Below are 24,428 nucleotides of genomic sequence, written 5' to 3' on the forward strand. Positions count from 1 at the left end.
TATTGACTGATACACCGCATTCACGAGCAAGCCCGCTCCCACATTTGATTTGTGTTGGATATAAAAAAACCGGGCGGCTTTGAGGCCGCCCGGTTCTGGTAAAGCAATTACAAATGCGATTCGGCGTATTCGGCCAGAATCGAACGAGGCACCCCTTGCAGGGTGATGTGCACACCGTTGGGGAAGTCTTTGAAGCGTTCGGTCAGGTACGTCAGCCCGGAGCTGGTCGCGGACAGGTAAGGGGTGTCGATCTGTGCCAGGTTGCCCAGGCACACCACTTTGGAACCGGCGCCGGCACGGGTGATGATGGTTTTCATCTGGTGCGGTGTCAGGTTCTGGCATTCATCGATCAAAATCAGGCTTTGCTGGAAGCTGCGGCCTCGAATGTAGTTGAGGGATTTGAACTGCAACGGCACTTTGCTGAGGATGTAGTCGACGCTGCCATGGGTGTTTTCATCATCCATGTGCAAGGCTTCGAGGTTGTCGGTGATGGCGCCCAGCCAAGGCTCCATTTTTTCTGCTTCGGTGCCGGGCAGGAAGCCGATTTCCTGGTCCAGGCCCTGCACGCTACGGGTCGCGATGATCCGGCGATAGCGTTTGCTGACCATGGTCTGCTCGATTGCCGCAGCCAGTGCCAGGATGGTTTTACCCGAACCGGCTGCACCGGACAGGTTGACCAGGTGGATATCCGGATCGAGCAAGGCGTACAGCGCCAGGCTCTGATAGATGTCACGCGGTTTCAGGCCCCAGGCCTCCTGATGCAGCAGCGGTTCCTGGTGCAGGTCGAGGATCAGCAGCTTGTCTTCGTCAATTTCCTTGATCCAGCCGACAAAGCCCTGTTCGTCGATGATGAACTCGTTGATGTGCACAGCCGGCAGGTTGTCGATCATTCTCACCTGGTGCCAGGTGCGGCCGTGATCCTGGCGGGTTTCGACATTCTTGACGAGGTCCCAGAATGACCCGGTCATGTTGTGGTAGCCGTTAGGCAGTAACGAAACGTCGTCAACCAGTTGGTCGGTGCTGTAGTCCTCGGCCGCAATCCCGCACGCTCGGGCCTTGAGGCGCATGTTGATGTCTTTGGTGACCAGCACGACAGGCAGCTTGGGCTCGCGCGCATGCAGGTCGATCAACTGGTTGATGATGATGTTGTCGTTCAGGTGTTCGGGAAGAATGATGTTCGGTTCGGTGCGTTTGCTCATCAGAATTGACAGCAAACCCTTGGGCCCACTTTTTCCACGCTGAATCGGCACACCCAGCTCTACATCTTCAGGACTGGCATCGCCCAGCGTCTTGTCGATCAGGCGAATGGCCTGACGGCATTCCGCAGCCACGCTGTGATGCCCGCTCTTGAGCTTGTCGAGCTCTTCAAGGACGGTCATCGGGATGGCAACGTGGTGTTCTTCGAAGTTGAGCAGCGCGTTTGGATCGTGAATCAATACGTTGGTATCGAGTACATAAAGGATTGGCTGGTTGGAAGAAGAGCTACGTCCGTGATCATCCATACTCGGTCACCTTTGTGGGAGCCAGTAGACGCAATACCTGGGCGGTGCTGCGCCTCGAAGTGACTGCCGAATCTCACCTGCGGAGAGTCAAGTGACTGCAAACAAACGGGTCTTGGAAGACGCCACCTGTGTTGCAGGTTTCGGCGGTCTGTCTTCGTAATACTCCAAAACGTGTGACAGAAAAAAGTACTTTGACGCTTTTTTGAAGTTTATTTTTCAGAATGACCAATAGCACTTGGCGGACTGCCACTACCCCGTTAAAGTCGGAAGTCCGCCTGCATCGAAATCCCGCTCAAAAACGCCCAAAACCCAATGTTTACGGCACTTGTGCCAATTAGCGCGTTTCAGCGAAAACCGTCCTGACAGTCTTCCCAACCGATCCCGCTTTGCGCCGTTTGCGTGATGAGCCAAGGCATCGCCGTTTTCACCGCGTCCTGCTTCACATTGAAATTGATCACGCCATGGCGCCATAGCAGCATCAGCGTCAACACCCGTTGTGCGCTCGCGTTGCCTTTGAGTTTGCCCGCCCCGTCCTGGGCATCGATGTCCCACAACGCCACCTGCAAGCCCTGAGCATTGAAGAAGCCCTCGGCATCGGAGCGACGTTGACCATCGGGTGGACGAAACAGTGGCACGTAGTTCTCCGGCAACTTGGTCTTGACCAGTTCGACGCTACGTCGCACCGAGTCCTGCCAATCCTGCCAGTGGCTGTGCGAGCGAAATTCCCAGCCCTGCACGCCAATGCATTGCTGTGAATACATGGCTTGCAGGCTGGCCACCGAGCCGGCGGCCAGACGTGCCTGAATGTCCTTGCCGAGGACGAAGAACGTGCCGCCCATGTTCGACTTGCGCAGGTACTCGGCGGCCCAACCGGTGTTGTCTGGCGCGATGTTGGCGGCGCTGTCGAAAGTCAGCAAAAACAGCCGGTCATGCATGGCATCGCCGTTGCGCTCATAGTCGCCAAAACGATCGACTTCGCTGCTGGTCTGCGGAAACAGGGCGGCCTTGCGCAGTTGCTCGTCCAGGTACTGCGCGTGGAACAGCCGGCTCGGTTCGGCCCACTTGATGTAGTAGCTGTCGTCGCTGACCTGGAACTTGACGGCTTGCCCGCGCAAGGTCTCCATGTCTTCGACCAGGAAACAGAAAGACGCATCCTGATCGCAGCTTTGCTGGGCGAAGTTGTAGTTCGTCAACAAGCGCTGCCACAGGCGCTCGCGCAGTTGATTGACCGCTTCCAAATTGATTTTGCGCAATCCCAGGCGCTGTGCCAGGGCGGGCTCATCCAGCGATTCGCTGGCCAGCAGCACGCGCGCAAACGTGAGGATTTCAGCCCGCGACGCCACGTCGAACAGGGTCGGGCTGCTGAGTTTCTCAGGCCAGGTGCTTCGATCCAGTGTCGCCAGATCACCGGGCGCCGCCAGGGCGCCAAAGCTCAATAGCCAGGCCGAGAATAGAAAAACGATACGCAATGGGATGTCTCCATAACAAAACCCGCGGCGCACTATAGCCGATCCAGCCCCCAACTCCCGCAGCAACACAGAACTCATTGTGGCGAGGGAGCTTGCTCCCGCTCGAGCGCGCAACGGTCGCAAATCGGCGCCACTGATTTACCTGTAGAAATGCGTTGAAAGTATCAGGGCTGCTGCGCAACCCAGCGGGAGCAAGCTCCCTCGCCACAAAAGCCAATTCAGTCAAATACCTCGCCACCGATCACCTATCGCCTTGATAGCTGGAGTCATCCGGCTCAACCCCCTAGAATCGCGCCCACGATTAAAGGAGACGACTTCATGCTGATGGTGATTTCCCCCGCCAAGACCCTCGATTACGAAACACCGCCGGCGACCCAGCGCTTTACCCAGCCGCAGTACCTCGATCATTCCCAAGAGCTGATCATGCAGCTGCGCGACCTGACGCCGGCGCAAATCAGCGAATTGATGCACGTCTCGGACAAAATCGGCGGCCTTAACGCCGCGCGCTTCGGCAGCTGGACACCGGCGTTCACCCCGGAAAACGCCAAGCAGGCGCTGCTGGCCTTTAAAGGTGACGTCTATACCGGCCTTAATGCACAAACCTTCAGCGAAGCCGATTTCGATTACGCCCAACAGCACTTGCGCATGCTGTCCGGCCTGTATGGCCTGCTGCGCCCGCTGGACCTGATGCAACCGTATCGACTGGAGATGGGCACCAAACTGGCGAATGCCCGTGGCAAGGACCTGTATGCCTTCTGGGGCACGCGCATCAGCGAATGGCTGAACGAAGCGCTGGCCGATCAAGGCGATGACGTGCTGCTGAACCTGGCGTCCAACGAGTACTTCTCGGCCGTCAAACGCAACGCCTTGAACGCGCGCATCATCAATACCGACTTCAAGGACCTGAAGAACGGCCAGTACAAGATCATCAGTTTCTACGCGAAAAAAGCCCGCGGCATGATGAGCCGCTTCGTCATCGAAGAGCGCATCAACAACCCTGCCGACCTCAAGCAATTTGACGTTCAGGGTTACCGCTACAGCGCCGAACAGTCCAAACCGGACAACCTGGTTTTCCTGCGCGATCACGCTCCCGAATAAAAGCACCAGACAGGCGCACGACTCTTTTAATCCTCGTCGTGCGCCGACGCCCGTTCGTCGAACAATCCCACCCCATTTCGTCGACTTATTGACGCCAATAAAACATCACCATTTTTTCTAACTTTTGTTTCACTCGACTTTGGTGTTTTTTTTCAGTAGTGGCACCGAAAATTTTTATCGATAGTGGCATAAAACTATCGAACTCGGTTAGCCCCCTATGTATCAAGGGTGAAACACCAAGTGCCATCAATATGAAAGTAGTGCCATCTTTCTTAATATTTCAAGAAATTTCAGATTTCGTGATCGGCGGACTGGAACTATGTCCAAATGCGTAGTTCATACCACCGGTAACGATTATCAACGTGCTTGTACGAGATAACTTACGCAGACAAGCCATTCACGTAGCGAAGTTGTCACATTAACTTCCGAACATGAGTCGCTTATTTGGGCAACACATGAAGGACAGGAGATACGCACCATTAATATCCCCTACAAGGCCAAGGCAGCGCCCCTATAAACGTGCTCTCCCGAGCACCCAACCGCTTGATTTACAGGCCTATCGCCTGACATTGAGCGCGCAAGATCCTTGCACGAGCGTCCTCAGGCCAGAGGACCGGCTGCATAACAGGGCACGTCATAATAATAAGGCCTAGTTGCGCACATCTTGAGTGCACTTATTTAGACACTCGGAACTCAGTATGCCTGCACACGGCATTGTGGCGCCTGTAAGCCGCACTTTCGAGTGCACTATGACCGCTAAACACCTTTAACTCCGGCCATCTAATGGCTTGTGAATACAGTCTTGATAACAGTGAGGTAATTGCGATGCGCATCAGCATATTTGGTTTGGGTTACGTCGGCGCTGTCTGTGCCGGTTGCCTGTCTGCACGGGGCCATGACGTCGTTGGCGTCGATGTGGCCAAAGACAAGATCGATATGATCAATGCCGGCAAATCGCCGATTGTTGAACCGGGCCTGGGCGAGCTTCTGCGCAAGGGTATCGATACCGGCAAACTGCGTGGCACGACCAACTTCGCCGAGGCGATTCGTGACACCGACCTGTCGATGATCTGCGTCGGTACGCCAAGCAAGAAAAACGGCGACCTGGAACTGAACTACATCGAAGCCGTGTGCCGCGAAATCGGTTTTGTCCTGCGTGACAAGACCACCCGCCACACCATCGTGGTTCGCAGCACCGTGCTGCCAGGCACCGTGGCCAACGTTGTAATCCCGATCCTCGAAGATTGCTCCGGCAAGAAAGCAGGCGTCGACTTCGGCGTTGCAGTGAACCCTGAGTTCCTGCGTGAAAGCACCGCGATCGCCGACTACGACCTGCCGCCAATGACCGTCATCGGCGAGTTCGACAAAGCGTCGGGCGACGTTCTGCAATCGCTGTACGAAGAACTCGACGCGCCGATCATCCGCAAGGACATCGCCGTTGCCGAGATGATCAAGTACACCTGCAACGTGTGGCACGCCACCAAGGTCACCTTCGCCAACGAAATCGGCAACATCGCCAAGGCGGTCGGCGTCGATGGTCGTGAAGTGATGGAAGTGGTCTGCCAGGACAAAACCCTGAACCTGTCCCAGTACTACATGCGCCCAGGCTTCGCGTTCGGCGGCTCTTGCCTGCCAAAAGACGTGCGTGCCCTGACCTACCGCGCAGGTTCCCTGGACGTGGAAGCACCGCTGTTGAACTCGCTGATGCGAAGCAACGAATCACAGGTGCAGAACGCCTTCGACATCGTTTCCAGCCACGACAAACGCAAAGTCGCCCTGCTGGGCCTGAGCTTCAAGGCCGGCACCGATGACCTGCGCGAAAGCCCGCTGGTGGATCTGGCGGAAATGCTGATCGGCAAGGGTTACGACCTGAGCATCTACGACAGCAACGTCGAATACGCCCGCGTTCACGGCGCGAACAAGGATTACATCGAGTCGAAAATCCCTCACGTCTCGTCCTTGCTCAACTCCGACTTCGACGACGTGATCAACAACTCCGACGTGATCATCCTCGGCAACCGTGACGAGAAATTCCGCGCCCTGGCGCAGAACGCCCCGCACGGCAAGCAAGTGGTCGACCTGGTGGGCTTCATGACCAAAGCCACCAGTGTCAGCGGCCGCACCGAAGGCATCTGCTGGTAATACGGAATCCCGTCTCTGAAACCGCGCTTTCGCGGATGAAACACCCGTTGGAGCACGGCTTGCCGGCGATGACGTACTTGACATCGCCATCGCCGGCAAGCCGTGCTCCAACGGGGGCGCGGGGCTTGCAACTGACTTTAGGATTCCGATTATGCACAGGCTAAAGCACGGCCTGCTTCAGGCCGCCGGTTGGCTGTTTTACCTAAGTTTATTGATGGGCATCGCCATGGCGTTGCCTGCGTCCACGTTCGACTCCGAGTCGAAGGACTTCATCTTCCTGATCGGCTTCATCGGGATCTGGCGCTACTCGATGGGCGCCACGCACTTTCTGCGCGGCATGCTGTTCCTGTACGTGGTCTACCCGCACCTGCGGCGCAAAGTGCGCAAGCTGGGCAAAGCGGCAGACCCGTCCCATGTGTTTTTGATGGTCACCAGTTTCCGTATCGACGCGCTGACCACCGCGCAGGTCTACGCCTCGGTGATTCGTGAAGCGATCGACTGCGGCCTGCCGACCACCATGGTCTGCTCCATCGTGGAAATGTCCGATGAGAAGCTGGTGAAGAGCCTCTGGTCGCGGATGAATCCGCCGGACCGGGTCAAGCTCGACTTCGTGCGCATTCCCGGCACCGGCAAGCGCGACGGCCTGGCTTATGGTTTCCGCGCCATCTCCCGCCACTTGCCGGACGACCGCGCCGTGGTCGCCGTGATCGATGGCGACACCGTGCTCGGCGAAGGCACAGTGCGCAAGACCGTGCCGTGGTTCCAACTATTCGGCAACGTCGGCGGCCTGACCACCAACGAGTTCTGCGAAGTGCGCGGCGGCTACATCATGAGCGAATGGCACAAGCTGCGTTTCGCCCAGCGTCACATCAACATGTGCTCGATGGCCCTGTCCAAGCGCGTATTAACCATGACCGGCCGGATGTCGGTGTTCCGTGCCACGGTCGTCACCAACCCGGAATTCATTGCCGACGTGGAAAGCGACTCGCTGCAACATTGGCGCCTGGGTCGTTTCAAGTTCCTGACCGGTGACGACAAGTCGAGCTGGTTCAGCCTGATGCGCCTGGGTTACGACACTTTCTACGTGCCGGACGCCGCGATCAACACCGTGGAACACCCGCCGGAAAAGAGCTTCATCAAGGCCAGCCGCAAGCTGATGTTCCGCTGGTATGGCAACAACCTGCGCCAGAACTCCCGCGCCTTGGGCCTGGGGATGAAACGCCTCGGTCTATTCACCTCGGTGGTCCTGTTCGATCAGCGTGTGTCGATGTGGACGTCGTTGCTGGGCCTGACGGTCGCGCTGATTGCCAGCTTCAAATATGGCACTGCGTTCATCCTGGTTTACCTGCTGTGGATCGGCATTACCCGCCTGATCCTGGCCGTGCTGCTGTCCCTTTCCGGTCACCGGATCGGCCCGGCTTACCCAGTGATTCTCTATTACAACCAGATCGTCGGCGCGTTGGTGAAGATCTACGTGTTCTTCCGCCTCGATCAACAGTCCTGGACTCGCCAGCCCACTTCTCTGACCCGTGATCTCGCCAGCTTTCAACGTTGGTTCAACACCTGGTCGTCTCGGACCATGACCTTCTCCGCCGGCAGCATTTTTGTCGCCGTGCTGCTGATGATGGTCTGACCCGCCCCTATTGAATTAACAAGGAAATCGCCCCTATGAATACCGCCGTCAACGCCAACGTAGTGCATGAATCCGAAGCCCAGCGCCAACACGCCCGAGTGAAAATCCCGGCCAAGCTGCGTTTCTTCGGTCCGGACCGGACGCCGGTTGAAGCCCGTGTGATCGACCTTTCCGCTGGCGGCCTGGCGTTCAACGCCGGTCAGTTGCCGCTGAAGATCGGTGATGTGTACAAGGCTCGCCTGCAATTCGTCATCGACAACCTCGGCCTGGCCATGGACGTGGAGTTGCAGGTTCGCTCCTTCGACCGCCAGACCGGCCGTGCCGGTTGCCAGTTCCAGAACCTCGAACCGCAAGACATCTCGACCCTGCGCCACCTGATCACCTCTCACCTGGCCGGCGACATCGTCAGCATGGGTGAAGTGCTGGCGACCTTGCAGCGCGACAATTTCACCAAGGCGCGCAAGGTCAAGGACGGCGGCCACGGCATGACCGCGTTCGGTCGTCTGCGTGCGGTGACCTTCAGCCTAGGGATTTTCATCGTCGGCCTCGCGGCATTCGGTTTCGTTTTCAAATCGGTGTACGGCATGTACTTCGTCAGCCATGCGCAGGCCGGTCTGGTCAGCGTGCCGGGCATGAACATCACCATGCCACGCGACGGCACTGTACAAAGCCTGATCAAGGCTGACGGCGTGGCCGCCAAAGGCGCCCCGCTCGCCACGTTCAGCACCAGCATGCTCGACGTGCTCAAAGGGCATCTGGACGAAGACCAACTGCAGCCGGCCAAGGTTGAAGAACTGTTTGGCAAGCAAATGACCGGCACCCTGACCTCGCCGTGCGATTGCACCGTGGCCCAGCAACTGGTTGCCAACGGTCAGTACGCCAGCAAGGGCGACGTGATCTTCCAACTGGTGCCGCGCAACAGCGAAGCCAATGTCGAAGCGCGCTTCTCTTATCGCCAGTTCCGCGACGTGCGTCCGGGTACTGCGGTCAGCTTCCAGATCGCCGGCGAAGACAAAACCCGCACCGGCAAGATCGTCAGCAGCACCAGCCTGAAAAGCGCCGACCTGTCGTCCGACATCCGCGTGCTGATCCAGCCTGACGAAGCCCTGGACAGCAGCCTCGCCGGTCGCCCGGTGGAAGTGAATAGCGATCGTGGCCCGAACCTGAACTGGCTGATCGACAAAGCCATGGCCGCCGGTCTTTAAGTCGAGGACATGCCCGTGACGATTATCAGTTTCCTGAAAACACCGAGTTCCCTGTGGGAGCGGGCTTGCTCGCGAAGGGAACAACGCGGTCTGCCTGATGCACCGCAGCGCCTGCTTCGCGAGCAAGCCCGCTCCCACATGGGTTACGCGTTCTGTTCGCTGGCACTGGCAGTCAGCCTGGCCGGTTGCGCCGGCCTGCCCGACCAGCGTCTGGCCAACGAAGCCCTCAAGCGTGGCGACACCGCGCTCGCGCAGCAGAACTACAAGCAACTCGCCGACCTCGGCTACAGCGAGGCGCAAGTAGGCCTGGCCGATATCCAGGTCGACAGCCGTGACCCGGCGCAGATCAAGCAGGCCGAGGCGACTTACCGCGCCGCGGCCGACGTCTCGCCGCGCGCTCAAGCTCGTCTGGGTCGCCTGCTGGTGGCCAAGCCGGGTTCCACCGAAGCCGAACAGCATGAAGCCGAAGGACTGTTGAAAAAAGCCTCGGCCAATGGCGAAGGCAATACCCTGATCCCGCTGGCCATGCTGTACCTGCAATACCCACACAGTTTCCCCAACATCGATGCGCAGAAGCAGATCAGCCAATGGCGCGCCGAAGGCAAACCGGAAGCGGGTCTGGCGCAAGTGTTGCTCTATCGCACCCAAGGCACTTACGACCAGCACCTGGACGAAGTCGCCAGTATCTGCAAAGCCGCGCTGAACACCACCGACATCTGCTACGTCGAACTGGCCACGGTTTATCAGAAACAGGCCAAGCCAGAACAACAGGCCGAGCTGATCAAGCAGATGCAAGCTGCGCACGCTCGCGGCACCGTCTCCGCGCAGCGGGTGGACAGCGTTGCCCGTGTACTCGCTGATCCGACTCTGGGCAAGACTGACGAGAAAACCGCGCAGTCGCTGCTCGAACCCATCGCTCCGGGCTACCCGGCGTCGTGGGTCACCCTCGCGCAATTGATCTACGACTTCCCTGAACTGGGTGACGTCGACCAGATGATGAAGTACCTGGACAACGGTCGCGCCGCCGACCAGCCGCGCGCCGAACTGTTGCTGGGCAAGCTCTACTACGAGGGCAAAATGGTCCCGGCCGACGCCAAAGTCGCCGAAGAACATTTCCAGAAAGCCGTCGGCCGCGAAGTCGCCGCCGATTACTACCTCGGCCAGATCTACCGCCGTGGCTACCTGGGCAAAGTCTATTCGCAGAAAGCCCTGGATCACTTGCTGACCGCTGCGCGCAACGGCCAGAACAGCGCCGACTTCGCCATCGCCCAGCTGTTTTCCCAAGGCAAGGGCACCAAGCCCAACCCGCTTAACGCTTACGTCTTCAGCCAGTTGGCCAAAGCTCAAGACACCCCGCAAGCCACCGAGCTTGCGCAAACACTCGAAGCACAACTGCCGCCTGCCCAGCTCGCCGAGGCCCAACGCCTGTTGAAACAAGAACAGGCCGTTCGTGGGTCCTTGAGCCAGAACACGCTGGAACTGCATGCCCTGCAAGAAGAAGACGGCGAGGAATCCCTATGAAGTTGAATCCATTCGTTCAGGCCGGTATTGGCCTGACATTCGCCTTGTTGTGGTCGTGTCCGACCCTGGCGGCATTGACCGAAACCAAGAACTACGGCCTTGACGTGAAAATCACCGGCCAGTCCGAAGCCGACAGCGACCTCGGCACCCAGAGCGGCGGCGACGTCAACGGTGTCGGCCTCGACCTGCGTCCATGGATCTATGGCGAGAGCGGCGCGTGGAGCGCCTACGCCATGGGCCAAGCCGTGACCGCCACCGACATCATCGAAACGGACACCTTGCAAGGGACCGCCGGCGATGGCACCACGCCGACCACCAACGATGATCGCAAGACCAAGAAAAACTACTTGGCGATGCGTGAATTCTGGGTCGGCTACAGCGGCCTCACGCCGTATCCGGGCGAGATGCTCAAGCTCGGTCGCCAACGCCTGCACAACGCCGATGGCGAATGGCGCGATACCAACATCGAAGCCCTGAACTGGACTTTCGACACCACCCTGTTGCGCGCCAACATGGGTGTCGCCGAACGCTTCAGCGAGTACCGCACCGACCTCACGGAGCTGGCCCCCAAGGACAAGGATCGCCTGCACGTCTACGCCGATGCCGAGTATCAGTGGACACCGGGGCACTGGGCGGGCGTTCGCGCTCATCACGCCCACGATGACGGCAAGCTCGACTACCCGCAGCCGGGCGTGCCCAGCGATTCGCTGGACAAGCAACAGAACGGTGACCTCACCTGGCTGGGCCTGACCGCCGACAGCGACGCCTACAACTGGCGCAACACCAACACTGTCAATTACTGGGGCAGCATCACCGGCATGAGCGGCGACACCGACACGGTCAACCCGCTGAACGCCAACGGCACGCCTCCGACCGAAGCCAAACGCGGCCAGGACCTCAACGGCTGGGCCACGGACGTCGGCGTGCGTCTGCGCCTCGATCCGCAATGGCAAGTTGGTGCCGCCTATGCCCGCGCCAGCGCCGAGTACGAACAGAACGGCCTGGAAAGCAACCGTTCGAACTACACCGGTACGCGCTCGCGGGTGTCCCGTTTCGGCGAAGCCTTCCGTGGCGAAATGCAGAACATGCAGACCGCGACCCTGTTCGGTTCGTGGATGCTCAACGACGAATATGACGCCAGCCTGATCTACCACAAGTTCTGGCGCGTCGACGGCAACAAGCCGATCGGCAGCAACGGCATCAACGCGGTCGAGAACAATACCGACGACGCCACCGGCGCGATCCTGTCCACCACGTCCCTGCCGCTGAACGATGGCGAAAAAGACCTCGGTCAAGAGATGGACCTGGTCGTCACCAAGTACTTCAAGCAAGGCCTGTTGCCGGCGGCGTTGAGTCAGTCGATCGACGAGCCTTCGGCCCTCGTGCGTTTCCGCGGTGGTGTGTTCAAGCCGGGTGATGCATACGGCAAGGAAGTCGATTCGTACATGCACCGCGCATTCATCGACGTGATCTGGCGCTTCTGATGCGAACTGCGAAGGGAGTGCCCGACATGAACAATTCGAAGCGAGGTTCGATCTCCTTGCTGGCCGGCGCGATGCTGCTGGCCAGCGCGGCTGCCTTCGCCAATGTGGAACCGGTCGTGCCCGTGCAGAAAGGGCAACCGGAGACCGTTGCCAAAGGTTTGCAACAGGCCAAGACCTACACCGTCAGCAGCGCGCCGACCGGTCCGCTGGAGCTGGCCAAGCCGAAACTGCCGGACACTTCGGGCTACACCGCCGAAGCCATTGCCGCAAAAATCGTGCGGTCCAAGCCCGGCAAGATCAGCGTGCGCCGGATGATGCAGGAAGACGCCCTGAAGGACTTCATCGGCGGCGACAACAAGATGGCCGAGTGGGTGGTGCGTCAGCACGGTATCCCGCAGGCAATCTTTGTCGACGACGGCTACATGAACCTCAAGGACCTGGCGAAAAAGCTGCCCAAGCAGTACTTCAGCGAAACCTCGCCGGGCGTATTCCTGGCGAAGTTGCCGATCGTGGTCGGCCGTCACGGCATCCTCGAAATCGACAAACAGACCCAGGAGTTGCGCCTGTCGCAAGAGGCCGGGTCGTTCCTGGTCAACGACGGCCAGCTGTTTGTGCGTGACACCAAAATCACCGGCTGGCGCGAGAAGGACAACGGCCCGGCGACGTTCACCTCGCCGAAGGAATTCCGTCCGTTCCTGCTGTCCTGGGGTGGCACCGAGACCTACATCGCCAATAGCAAGATCGCCAGTTTCGGCTACGCCAACAGTAAGTCCTACGGCGTGAGTATTTCCCAGTACACGCCGAACATGGCCAAGGTCTTGAAGCGCCCGGAACCAACTGGCTGGATCGTCGGCTCCGAGTTCTCGGACATGTGGTACGGCTTCTACTGCTACGAAACCCGCGACTTCGTGGTCAAGGGCAATACCTACAAAGACAACATCGTCTACGGCATCGACCCGCACGACCGTTCGCACGGTCTGATCATTGCCGACAACACCGTCTACGGGACCAAGAAGAAGCACGGGATCATTATTTCCCGTGAGGTCAACGACAGCTTCATCTTCAACAACCGCAGCTACGACAACCACCTTTCGGGGCTGGTAATCGACCGTAACAGCGTGAACAACCTGATCGCCTATAACGAGATCTACAAGAACCACACCGACGGCATCACCCTCTACGAGAGTGCCGACAACCTGATCTACGGCAACAAGGTGATCAGCAACAAACGCCACGGCATACGTATTCGTAACAGCGTGAACATTCGCCTCTACGAAAACCTGTCCCTGGCCAACGGCCTGACCGGTGTCTACGGCCACATCAAAGACCTGAGCGACACCGACCGCGACATCAAGCTCGACCCGTTCGACGCCGAAGTCTCGCTGATCGTGGTCGGCGGTGAACTGGCCGGCAACGGCAGTGGCCCGCTGTCCATCGACTCGCCGTTGAGCGTCGAGTTGTATCGCGTGTCCATGCTCGCCCCGACCAAATCCAGCGGGATCAGCTTCAGCGGGATTCTGGGCGAGCGTCAGGATGAAATTCTCGACCTGCTGGTGCGCCAGCAGAAAGCCGTGCTGATCGACCCTGTCGAACGCCAGACCGAAATGCGGGACTGAGGATAATTTTATGCACCCACACTTGATCAAATTACTCAGCCTGTCGGCCCTGACCGCCGGCATTCTCGCGGCCAGCGGCGGTGTTCGCGCCGATGAGGCCCAGGCACCCAAGTTCACGGCTGATCCGTGCTGCAACCTGTGCCCCGAAGCCCATGACGCAAAGAACTACACCACGCGTTATCAGCAGAACTTCACCACCCTGGTGCAGGCGCAAGGCGACTGGCTGTTCCGTACGCAAGAAGACTTGCGCACCGAATTTGACACCTCCCCCGCCGGCTACAAACGCCTGAAAGAACTGCACGATGCGTTCAAGAGCAAAGGCGTGGAGCTCGTTGTTGTTTATCAACCCACTCGTGGCCTGGTGAACCGCAACAAGCTCAACCCGGAAGAAAAAGCCCAGTACGATTTCGACAAGGCACTGAAAAACTACAAGACCATGCTCGGGCGTTTCGCCGCCATGGGTTACGTGGTCCCGGACCTGTCGCCGCTGACCAACGAATCGCTTCCCGACACCCTGCCCGCCCACGATTTCTACTTCCGTGGCGACCAGCACTGGACGCCGTACGGCGCCCAACGCACGGCGAAAATCGTCGCGGAAAAGGTCAAGCAGATTCCAGCGTTTGCCGGCATTGCGAAACGTGAATTCGAGACCCACAGGTCGGGTCGCATGGGTAAGACCGGAACATTGCACAACATGGCGGGTCAACTCTGTGGCACCAGCTACGCGATCCAGTACATGGATCAATTCACCACCGAGCCCAAGGGCGAAGCCGCCGACGGCGATCTGTTCAGCGACGCCGGCAATCCGGAGATCACCCTGGTAGGCACGAGCCACAGTGGCAAGAACTACAACTTCGCCGGTTTCCTCGAAGAGGCCATCGGCGCCGACATCCTCAACGTGGCGTTCCCCGGCGGTGGCCTGGAAGGTTCGATGCTGCAATACCTGGGCAGCGAAGAGTTCCAGACCAAGCCGCCAAAGATTCTGATCTGGGAATTTTCGCCGCTCTATCGCCTCGACCAGGAAACCATCTACCGCCAGATGATGGCGCTGCTGGACAACGGTTGCGAAGGCAAGGATGCACAAATGTCCGGCAGCACCACGCTGAAAACGGGCAAGAACGAATTGATGGTCAACAGCAAAAACCTGGACCTGCAAAACAGCAGCCACCAGGTCGACATCCGCTTCGCCGATCCGTCGGTGAAAACCCTGCACGCCACCCTCTGGTACATGAACGGTCGCCACGAGGACATCAAGATCGACAAACCGGAAACCTCCGACACCGACGGGCGTTTCGCCTTTGAGTTGCGCACGGACGAAGACTGGGCCTCGCAGAATCTGCTGGCCGTCGAAGTCCAGGGCCCTGAAGCCGGTGCCGCGCCGCAAAAAGTCGAAGCGAAAATCTGCAAACGCAACGTGTTCCCGAGTGCTGAGCAGCGAACTGCTCAGGCCGGGCAATGAGGTCTGCCATGCGAAACCGAACGTTGAAAAATCTGCTCGCGCCATCGTTGCTGACCCTGGCGATGTTTGCCGGTGCCACCCAGGCCGCCGCCCCTCTGCGTCCGCCACAGGGTTACTTCGCGCCGATCGAAAAACTCAAGACCGGCGACAGCAATGAAGGCTGCGATGCAATGCCGACGCCGTACACCGGCTCGCTGCAATTTCGCAGCAAATACGAAGGCTCCGACAAGGCCCGTTCGACCCTGAACGTGCAATCGGAAAAAGCCTTCCGCGACAGCACCGCCGACATCACCAAGATCGAACGCGGCACCAGCAAGCGCGTGATGCAGTTCATGCGTGACGGTCGCCCGGAACAACTCGAATGCACGCTGACCTGGCTGACCGCCTGGGCCAAGGCCGATGCGTTGATGTCCAAGGACTTCAACCACACCGGCAAGTCCATGCGCAAATGGGCGCTGGGCAGCATGGCGTCGTCGTACATCCGCCTGAAGTTCTCTGACTCGCATCCGCTGGCCAACCATCAGCAAGAGTCGCAGTTGATCGAAGCCTGGTTCAGCAAAATGGCCGATCAGGTGGTCAGTGACTGGGACAACCTGCCGCTTGAGCAAACCAACAATCACTCGTACTGGGCTGCCTGGTCGGTGATGGCGACGTCGGTCGCGACCAACCGCCGCGACCTGTTTGACTGGGCCGTGAAGGAATACAAGGTCGGCGCCAATCAGGTCGACGCGCAGGGTTTCCTGCCCAACGAACTCAAGCGCCAGCAACGCGCCCTCGCCTATCACAACTACGCCTTGCCGCCCTTGGCGATGATCGCCAGTTTCGCGCAAGTCAACGGGGTGGACGTGCGCCAGGAAAACAACGGCGCGCTGAAACGCCTGGGTGATCAGGTGCTGGCCGGGGTGAAAGACCCGGACATCTTCGAGAAGAAGAACGGCAAGGAACAGGACATGACCGATCTCAAGATCGACTCGAAATTCGCCTGGCTTGAACCGTTCTGCACGCTCTACACCTGCGCGCCGGATGTGCTGCAACAGAAACACAAAATGCAGCCGTTCAAGACCTTCCGCCTCGGTGGGGATTTGACCAAGGTCTTCGACCCGGCCAATGAAAAAGGCAACAAGGGTTCGTAAGTCAAACACATACCCAATGTGGGAGCGGGCTTGCTCGCGAATGCGGTCTGACATTCACCGATGATGTCGACTGTTCCACCGCTTTCGCGAGCAAGCCCGCTCCCACATGGGCCAGTGCATGGTTTGAGTTTTGTGTGATGCCCCCCGGTTTTCGGTGGGGGGTTTGGGGGGGCCGTTGGCCCTTGACTGTTGGTTAAACATGGAGAGATCGGGATGGTATTTTCATCCAATGTGTTCCTGTTTCTGTTCTTGCCGATCTTTCTCGGCTTGTACTACTTGAGCGGAATACGCTATCGCAACCTGCTGCTGCTGATCGCCAGCTACGTGTTCTATGCCTGGTGGCGTGTGGACTTCCTTGCGCTGTTCGCCGCCGTGACGCTGTGGAACTACTGGATTGGCCTCAAAGTCGGTGCCGCTGGTGTTAGGACCAAACCGGCCCAGCGCTGGCTGCTGCTCGGCGTCGCCGTCGACCTGTGCATCCTCGGCTACTTCAAATACGCCAACTTCGGCGTCGACAGCATCAACGCGATGATGACGTCGGTTGGCCTGTCGCCGTTCATCCTGACCCACGTGCTGTTGCCGATCGGGATCTCGTTCTACATCTTCGAGTCCATCAGCTACATCATCGACGTCTACCGTGGTGACACCCCGGCAACGCGCAACCTGATCGACTTTGCGGCGTTCGTGGCGATCTTCCCGCACTTGATTGCCGGCCCGGTGTTGCGTTTCCGCGACCTCGCCGACCAGTTCAACAACCGCACCCACACCCTCGATAAGTTCTCCGAGGGCTGCACGCGGTTCATGCAGGGTTTCATCAAGAAAGTCTTCATCGCCGACACCCTCGCCGTCGTCGCGGACCATTGCTTCGCGCTGCAAAACCCGACCACGGGCGATGCCTGGCTTGGCGCGCTGGCTTACACCGCGCAACTGTATTTCGACTTCTCCGGCTACAGCGACATGGCCATCGGCCTGGGCTTGATGATGGGTTTCCGCTTCATGGAAAACTTCAAGCAGCCGTACATCAGCCAGTCGATCACCGAGTTCTGGCGTCGCTGGCACATCAGCCTCTCCACCTGGTTGCGTGACTACCTGTACATCACGCTGGGCGGTAACCGCAAAGGCACGCTGATGACCTATCGCAACCTGTTCCTGACCATGTTGCTCGGTGGTCTGTGGCACGGCGCGAACATCACCTACATCGTCTGGGGCGCGTGGCACGGCATGTGGCTGGCGATTGAAAAAGCGCTGGGCCTGAACACCTCGCCGCGCAGCATCAACCCGATCCGCTGGGCGCTGACGTTCTTGCTGGTGGTGATGGGCTGGGTGATCTTCCGCTCGGAAAACCTGCACGTCGCCGGCCGTATGTACGGCGCGATGTTCAGCTTCGGCGAATGGTCGCTGTCGGAACTCAACCAGGCCAGCCTCACCGGCCTGCAAATAGCGACACTGGTGGTGGCTTACGTGACGCTGGCGTTCTTCGGCATCCGTGATTTCTACACCAACCGTCCGCCTGAGAAGACCAAGCCTGCCGTCAACGTCGAGACCGACGGTCCTGCCGCTGCGATCCCTGGAACGATCAAAGCGGTACCGGGCGACAACCCGGCCAGCATCCACCAACCGGGTTACACCGTCGGCGTTGAAGCCACCGTGCAACCGGCCTACTGGACCGCTGACTGGTCGCGTTACGTGATGCGCACGCTGGTACTGGTGCTGTTCATCGCTTCGATTTTCAAACTCTCGGCGCAAAGCTTCTCGCCGTTCCTTTACTTCCAGTTCTGAGGGATCTGACCATGACCCGCTCATTACGCATCTTCTACATCGCCCTGTTCCTGTTGACCCTGTTGGTCTTGGGCCTGTGGTCCACGCGCAGCTTCTTTGGTTTCAGCACCAGTGCCGACACCACGGTGCTCAACGGCCGCTGGACTAAAGCCGTGGAGACGCACTACGACGACGAGTTTCCGATCAAGCGCCTGGGCACCAACCTCTGGGCCGCGCTGGATTTCAAACTGTTCAACGAAGGTCGTCCGGGCGTCGTGCTCGGCCGCGATCAGTGGCTCTACAGCGACGAAGAGTTCAACCCGATCGTCAACGAAGAGCTGAACCTGCAAGGCAACTATGCGCTGGTCGAAGGCGTGCGCCAGACCTTGAAAGAGCAAGGTGTGCAACTGGTGATGGCGATCGTGCCGGCCAAGACGCGCCTGTACCCGGAACACCTGGGTGAGGTGAAGCCTTCGAGCATTCACGCCAACCTCTACAAGGACTTCCACGCTCGTGTGGCGGCCGACAAGATCCTCGCCCCCGACCTGCTCGGCCCGTTGCAAAAGGCCAAGCAGAACGGTCAGCAAGTGTTCCTGCGCACCGACACCCACTGGACCCCGGAAGGCGCACAAGTCGCCGCCGAGACCCTGGCCAAAACCATCGCCGACAAACTCCCGCTGAGCGGCGAGCCGCAAAACTTCGTCACCACACCTGCGGAGAAAGTTACGCACAAGGGCGACCTGCGCCTGTTCCTGCCGCTGGACCCGCTGTTCGAAAACCTGATGCCGGCACAAGAACCGCTGCAAAAGCGCAACACCGTGGCGGCTGGTGATCAGCCGACCGGTGACGACGCCCTGTTCGCCAACACCGAAGTGCCGGTGGCGCTGATCGGCACCAGCTACAGCGCCAACCCGAACTGGAACTTCGTCGGCGCACTGAAACAAGCGCTGCGCAGCGACGTGGTCAATTACGCCGAAGACGGCCACGGCCCGATCCTGCCAATGCTCAGCTACCTGAAAAGCGATGCTTTCAAGAACAGCCCGCCACAGGTGCTGATCTGGGAGTTTCCTGAACGCTATCTGCCTGTGAACAACGAAATCGGCGACGCCGACCCGCAGTGGGTCGCAGAGCTCAAAGAAGCCGGCGCCCGCCAACAAAACGTAGCCGCAAACACTAAATCCGAGACGCCCGACCGGGCGCAAAACTGAAAGAGAGAGGTACTTCCATGACTTTCACTACTACTCCTCGCCGTCTCGCCGCTCGCTCCGTAAAAGCAGTTGCTTTGGCCGCGACCTTCAGCGTGTTGTCGATGAACGCCTTCGCCGGTGGCGACGCCGCACTCTACGGCCCGACCGCACCAAAAGGCTCGAGCTTCGTACGGGTCTACAACGCCGGTAACGCTGAAGTCAGCGCCACCGTCGGCACCACCGCCCTGAGCGACGTTGCACCGCTGTCCAGCACCGACTTCAGCTTCATGCCGGGCGGCGACTACAGCGCCAAGGTCGGCAGCCAATCCCTGCCGGTGAAACTGGCCGGTGACCACTATTACACCTTGGTCAACAACGCCAGCGGTGCACCGCAACTGATCGAAGAACCACCGTTCAAGAACAAGCAGAAGTCCCTGGTGCGTCTGCAGAACCTGAGCGACAAGGCCCTGACCCTGAAGACTGCCGACGGCAAGACTGACGTGGTGCCAAGCGTGGCCGCCAAGGGCCGTGGCGAGCGTGAGATCAATCCGGTAAAGGTCAGCCTGGCGCTGTTTGAAGGCGACAAAAAAGTCGGCGACGTCAAACCGGTTGCCCTGGAGCGCGGTGAAGCGGCGGTGCTGTACGTCACCGGCAACGGCAGCAGCCTGTCGCCAGTCTGGGTAAAACGCCCGGTGTCGACACGCTAATCAATTTGCCTGACTGACACATCTTCCCTGTGGGAGCGGGCTTGCTCGCGAATGCGGTTTTACATTCAACGATGATGTTGACTGACCCACCGCTTTCGCGAGCAAGCCCGCTCCCACACTAGACCGAGCCCTCAGTCAGGACACGGAACAAGAACAAGAGTGAAACGACAGAACGTTCGTAGCTCTAACCAATCGATTTTAAAGGAGTAACAACATGATTCCGGTGATCTTGTCAGGTGGTAGCGGCTCACGTCTTTGGCCGCTTTCGCGTAAACAGTTTCCCAAGCAATTCCTCGCCCTGACCGGCGAACACACGCTGTTCCAGCAAACCCTGGAGCGCCTGGTGTTCGAAGGCATGGACACCCCGATCGTGGTGTGCAACAAGGACCACCGCTTCATCGTCAACGAGCAGTTGAGCAACCGCAAACTGGAAGCCCAACGCATCCTGATGGAACCGTTCGGTCGCAATACCGCGCCGGCCGTGGCCCTGACCGCGATGATGCTGGTCAATGAAGGTCGCGACGAGTTGATGCTGGTGCTGCCGGCCGACCACGTGCTGGAAGACCAGAAAGCCCTGCAACGCGCCCTGGCCCTGGCCACCGTCGCGGCGGAAAACGGCGAAATGGTGCTGTTCGGCGTGCCGGCCACCAAACCGGAAACCGGTTATGGCTACATCAAGTCGACCAATGATTCGCTGCTGCCCGAAGGCGTCAGCCGCGTTTCGCACTTCGTCGAAAAACCTGACGTCAAACGCGCCACCGAATATGTCGAGTCCGGTGGTTATTTCTGGAACAGCGGCATGTTCCTGTTCCGCGCCAGCCGCTTCCTCGAAGAGCTGAAAAAGCACGACCCGGACATCTACGACACCTGCCTGCTGACCCTCGAACGCAGCGAGCAAGATGCCGACACCATCACCTTCGACGAAGCCACCTTCGCCTGCTGCCCGGACAACTCCATCGACTACGCGGTGATGGAAAAAACCCAGCGCGCCTGCGTCGTGCCGCTGACCGCTGGCTGGAGCGATGTCGGGTGCTGGGCGTCGCTGTGGGAAGTCAATGAAAAAGACGCCAACGGCAACGTCACCAAAGGCGACGTGGTGATTCAGGACAGCAAGAACTGCATGATCCACGGCAACGGCAAACTGGTGTCGGTGATCGGCCTGGAGAACATCGTGGTGGTCGAAACCAAGGACGCCATGATGATTGCGCACAAGGACGCCGTCCAAGGCGTGAAACAAATGGTCAACACCCTCAACGAACAGGGTCGCAGCGAAACCCAGAACCACTGCGAAGTCTATCGTCCGTGGGGCTCCTACGACTCGGTGGACATGGGCGGTCGCTTCCAGGTCAAGCACATCTCGGTCAAGCCGGGCGCGTGCCTGTCACTGCAAATGCACCACCACCGCGCCGAACACTGGATCGTGGTCAGCGGCACCGCCGAAGTGACTTGCGACGACAACGTGTTTCTGTTGTGCGAAAACCAGTCGACCTACATCCCGATCGCCTCGGTCCACCGTCTGCGCAACCCAGGCAAGATTCCACTCGAGATCATCGAAGTGCAATCGGGCAGCTACCTGGGTGAAGACGATATCGAGCGGTTTGAAGATATCTACGGTCGCTCCACCCCGATCGAACGCGGCGTGTCGGTGAAAACCATCGCGCAATAAGCGTTAAAACAAAAAGCCCCCGTCCAGCCCGCTGCGTTCCCTATCCGCAGTGGGTTGGGCGGGGGCTTTTTCTTTACTTGACCAATTTGGCACCGAATTTAAGTGCGATTTTGGCTGACCGTGGATTGATCGCCTCGGTAATAACTCTTGTGAGGTTCATCCTTTTCGACACTATCGCCAGAGACTGCACTGTCAAATACGTGCCTATCCCTCGCATATGGGGTAGATTTCGCGCTGCGCTGGCGTTCCCGGACTTTCCTCCCGACTGCTCTTCTGCACCTTGCGTATAAGGGTGGACGACTGTCTGAACGACCGTTGCCTCAGTCTTTCCTTTTTGCGTAAAAGTACTCAGCTCGGTGAGACCGTATATCTCTCGTTGCTCAGGCAACTTATTCTTATCCGCTCTTTTCAAAACAACAAAAAATCGTCGTTCAACGGAAATATCAGGATGCCTGTTTGGTGAGTCCAACGTGTTCGAGTCGTCTACAAAGGTGTCATTTGCGCTACGCAACATGTAACCCGAAACACTTTCTCCAAGGCTGTCATTAGATTCCACTTTTCCCTCCTCCATCAGCGAGGTAGTTTGCGAACGGACGCTATAAATAGCCTTGTAGCGCTTCAAATTTTCCTTTACCTCGTCACGTCCCACCAGGTATTTGCTATCCGACTCCACCTCCACAACCTTAAACTCATCGGTATCTTTGTATTTCCCGGACACGTTATCAAGCACGCTAATCTTCTTCAATTTCGCCAATTTCAGCGCTACTTTCTCCTTTAGCCCCACGCTCACTTCATAGTTTCCGATACGGGTGAGTCCATTGGTATCCGAAAACGTCATTGGGTTATTAATGACCATCGCATAGAAATTCAATCCATCCACATCCCCCGCCGGATCCGGATTCAGCCAACGGAACAACCACGGCACGTAGTACCTGAAACCGTAGTAATAAAGCCTCGTCGCATCCCGCTCCTTGCCCGAATAACGAAGGGTTTTATAGGCGACGTCAATCACGTCCGTACCGGCAAACCAGGCGGTCTCACCGAAGGGATAGAAGACTTCCTGGCTGATGATCTGCGCATCGTCGGTCAGTTCCACGGTGCAGGAGTTGAGGCGATCGACCAAGGTGTAGCGGCACTGATCGTTGACACCTGACGGTGGAGCGCTTTCCCAATGCAACACCCGCACGGTGTTGAGACCGGCCTGTGCGGTGATGACGTGCAGCACCTCCCCGGTGCCGTTGTCGGTACGAAGCTCCAGCCCCGGCAAGTAACGCACTTCGGCGGTCACGGTTCGGGCATTGGTCTGCAACGAACGGATTTTGCGTACCCGTTGACCGCCGCCATCGTAGAGATAGTGCTCACAGTCATTGCGCCCGGAATCGCGCTCCACCGGGCTGACTGACTGCAATTGATTGCGCAGATCCCAGGTCAGAAACCGCCCCGGGTCCAGCTCCAGCAAATTACCCCTGGCATCGAATGCAGCAGCGATATCCTCTTCCGTCGGTGGCACACCGTTGCGCCAGGGCAGGCAGCGATTGCTGTAACGCGCGGCGGTCAGTTCACGGCCCGGGTTTTGTGTGCCCACATGCGCCAACTTCCGCAGGTTGCCGCCCTCGTCGTAGCGGTAGGTTTGCTGGTAATTGCTGACCGCCGCCGGATCAGTACGCCCCACAGACTCCGGCCCCTGGCTGGGAGCGCCCGCCTCCCAACCGGTGGCTTCGATCAATTGGGAAAGACTGTCGTAGATAAAGCGACTGACGGGATCAATACGCTGGTTGTTGAAGTAACGCACCGGCAATGCCTTGTCTTCGATACTCAGCACATTGCCCATTCGGTCGTAGGTGTAGAACAGATGTTGCAGCAAGCCGGTGTGCTCGCTGTGCGCCTGGCGCTCGATCAGAAGTCCGTCTTCCGCAGAATACTTGAGGATCGTCTGTACGTTGTTACCCGCCACTTCGCGAGTGATCTGTCCTTGGGCGTTGTATTCGATTTCACTCACCAGTGTTTGCCCGGACGGCTTGCCTGCCAGTTTCAAGACACTGTGGCGGAGTCGGCCATCAAGGGTGAAACCAAAGGTCTGACAGTTCAGCCTGGCATCAACCGACTCCAGCACATTCCCGAGCGGACCGAATCGCGACGTCGAGACTGCTCCATCGCCGTGCTCCAACAAACAATTGCGATCAGCGGTCCGCTCGGGCCAGTCAGGCGCATCGGCATCCAGCGTGAAGTGTTGAACGTGCTTTGTGCATTCGCCGGTGATCGCAAACGCCTCAAACAGTACGGTACCGCCGGGGCTGTCCTGACGAATCAACTGCCCGCATTGATTACGATCGCGGTTAACCGGATCGGCGCCACCGTATTCCATACGTTCGGCACATCGGGGTGGCTGCGTGGCGACGTACTCAAACACCACCACGGGACGAAGCCGGTCGTCGTAGCGAATCTCGCGTCGGGTAGCGCGACTGTCCCAGCCTTGCAGCATTTCATTGGCCGGGCCGAGCAGGTGGGTCTGTGAGCCGGCATCGACACTGACCGTGCAGACGGGATGACCGGTCAGCGAATGCACGGTCGTGAGATTGGCAGGAGTGGAGGGATCGTCCTTTTGCAACGCCCACAGCCGCGGATCCCACTGTCTCCTTGCAAAACCTGCGGCATCGTAGGAGGTGCGATTGATGCGCGCCAGCGCGGTGGCACTTTCGTCTTCGCGCCAATAATCAACCGAACGAACCGGCAGCCCTCGCGGATCGACGGTGAACAATCGGGGGGTGTTGTAGTGCATTCCCACTGCCGCAGCCTGCATGCCGATTCGTCCCTGTTTGCCTGCGCTTATCTAACTCCGCATGTTCAG

The 24,428-nt window shown here is 58.7% G+C and carries 16 protein-coding genes; 13 read left to right on the forward strand and 3 right to left on the reverse strand.

Annotated features, from left to right (window positions below; all coding sequences use genetic code 11):
* Nucleotides 1–107: 107 nt before the first annotated feature.
* Nucleotides 108–1,502, reverse strand: coding sequence for a PhoH family protein (locus EAH78_RS06010; RefSeq protein ID WP_140666631.1), 1,395 nt, complete (start codon nt 1,500–1,502; stop codon nt 108–110).
* A gap of 344 nt (nt 1,503–1,846) precedes the next feature.
* Nucleotides 1,847–2,971, reverse strand: a complete 1,125-nt coding sequence (locus EAH78_RS06015; RefSeq protein ID WP_140666633.1) for a polysaccharide deacetylase family protein — start codon at nt 2,969–2,971, stop codon at nt 1,847–1,849.
* A gap of 318 nt (nt 2,972–3,289) precedes the next feature.
* Between EAH78_RS06015 and yaaA the strand changes: the two genes are divergently transcribed.
* From yaaA to EAH78_RS06085, 13 genes are all read left to right on the forward strand, one after another.
* Entirely contained in the window at nt 3,290–4,069 is a 780-nt protein-coding gene (yaaA, locus tag EAH78_RS06020) for a peroxide stress protein YaaA (protein WP_027924847.1), read from the forward strand.
* A gap of 825 nt (nt 4,070–4,894) precedes the next feature.
* On the forward strand, nt 4,895–6,211 hold the full coding sequence (locus tag EAH78_RS06025; protein ID WP_007942268.1) for a nucleotide sugar dehydrogenase: 1,317 nt from the start codon (nt 4,895–4,897) through the stop codon (nt 6,209–6,211).
* 151 nt (nt 6,212–6,362) lie between these two features.
* Entirely contained in the window at nt 6,363–7,844 is a 1,482-nt protein-coding gene (gene alg8, locus EAH78_RS06030) for a mannuronan synthase (protein WP_140666635.1), read from the forward strand.
* Nucleotides 7,845–7,879: 35 nt separating this feature from the next.
* A complete protein-coding gene (locus EAH78_RS06035) occupies nt 7,880–9,049 on the forward strand; it encodes an alginate biosynthesis protein Alg44 (RefSeq protein WP_140666637.1) in 1,170 nt (389 codons plus the stop codon).
* 9 nt (nt 9,050–9,058) lie between these two features.
* Complete coding sequence (algK, locus tag EAH78_RS06040) at nt 9,059–10,570, forward strand: alginate biosynthesis TPR repeat lipoprotein AlgK (protein ID WP_140666639.1); 1,512 nt, start codon at nt 9,059–9,061, stop codon at nt 10,568–10,570.
* The gene (locus EAH78_RS06045) at nt 10,567–12,054 is read left to right on the forward strand and encodes an alginate export family protein (protein WP_140666641.1); all 1,488 of its coding nucleotides are present in this window, start codon (nt 10,567–10,569) and stop codon (nt 12,052–12,054) included. The genes algK and EAH78_RS06045 overlap by 4 nt, the downstream gene beginning before the upstream one ends.
* Before the next feature lie 26 nt (nt 12,055–12,080).
* A complete protein-coding gene (algG, locus tag EAH78_RS06050) occupies nt 12,081–13,670 on the forward strand; it encodes a mannuronan 5-epimerase AlgG (protein WP_140666643.1) in 1,590 nt (529 codons plus the stop codon).
* 10 nt (nt 13,671–13,680) lie between these two features.
* The gene (locus EAH78_RS06055; protein ID WP_140666645.1) at nt 13,681–15,129 is read left to right on the forward strand and encodes an alginate O-acetyltransferase; all 1,449 of its coding nucleotides are present in this window, start codon (nt 13,681–13,683) and stop codon (nt 15,127–15,129) included.
* An 8-nt stretch (nt 15,130–15,137) separates the two neighbouring features.
* Nucleotides 15,138–16,262, forward strand: coding sequence for a mannuronate-specific alginate lyase (locus EAH78_RS06060; RefSeq protein ID WP_140666647.1), 1,125 nt, complete (start codon nt 15,138–15,140; stop codon nt 16,260–16,262).
* Between the two features lie 213 nt (nt 16,263–16,475).
* Entirely contained in the window at nt 16,476–18,041 is a 1,566-nt protein-coding gene (locus EAH78_RS06070; RefSeq protein ID WP_140666649.1) for an MBOAT family O-acyltransferase, read from the forward strand.
* A gap of 11 nt (nt 18,042–18,052) precedes the next feature.
* On the forward strand, nt 18,053–19,228 hold the full coding sequence (locus EAH78_RS06075) for an alginate O-acetyltransferase (RefSeq protein WP_140666651.1): 1,176 nt from the start codon (nt 18,053–18,055) through the stop codon (nt 19,226–19,228).
* A gap of 17 nt (nt 19,229–19,245) precedes the next feature.
* Nucleotides 19,246–19,914, forward strand: a complete 669-nt coding sequence (locus EAH78_RS06080) for an alginate O-acetyltransferase AlgF (protein WP_140666653.1) — start codon at nt 19,246–19,248, stop codon at nt 19,912–19,914.
* Nucleotides 19,915–20,128: 214 nt separating this feature from the next.
* Nucleotides 20,129–21,580 (forward strand): mannose-1-phosphate guanylyltransferase/mannose-6-phosphate isomerase, encoded by a 1,452-nt coding sequence (locus EAH78_RS06085; RefSeq protein ID WP_140666655.1) that lies wholly within the window; start codon nt 20,129–20,131, stop codon nt 21,578–21,580.
* Between the two features lie 73 nt (nt 21,581–21,653).
* On the opposite strand, the gene EAH78_RS06090 is transcribed toward EAH78_RS06085, so the two are convergent.
* Nucleotides 21,654–24,380, reverse strand: a complete 2,727-nt coding sequence (locus tag EAH78_RS06090) for an RHS repeat domain-containing protein (protein ID WP_240051845.1) — start codon at nt 24,378–24,380, stop codon at nt 21,654–21,656.
* Nucleotides 24,381–24,428: the final 48 nt, after the last annotated feature.

The sequence above is a fragment of the Pseudomonas arsenicoxydans genome, from assembly GCF_006438915.1.
Classification (GTDB): domain Bacteria; phylum Pseudomonadota; class Gammaproteobacteria; order Pseudomonadales; family Pseudomonadaceae; genus Aquipseudomonas; species Aquipseudomonas arsenicoxydans_A.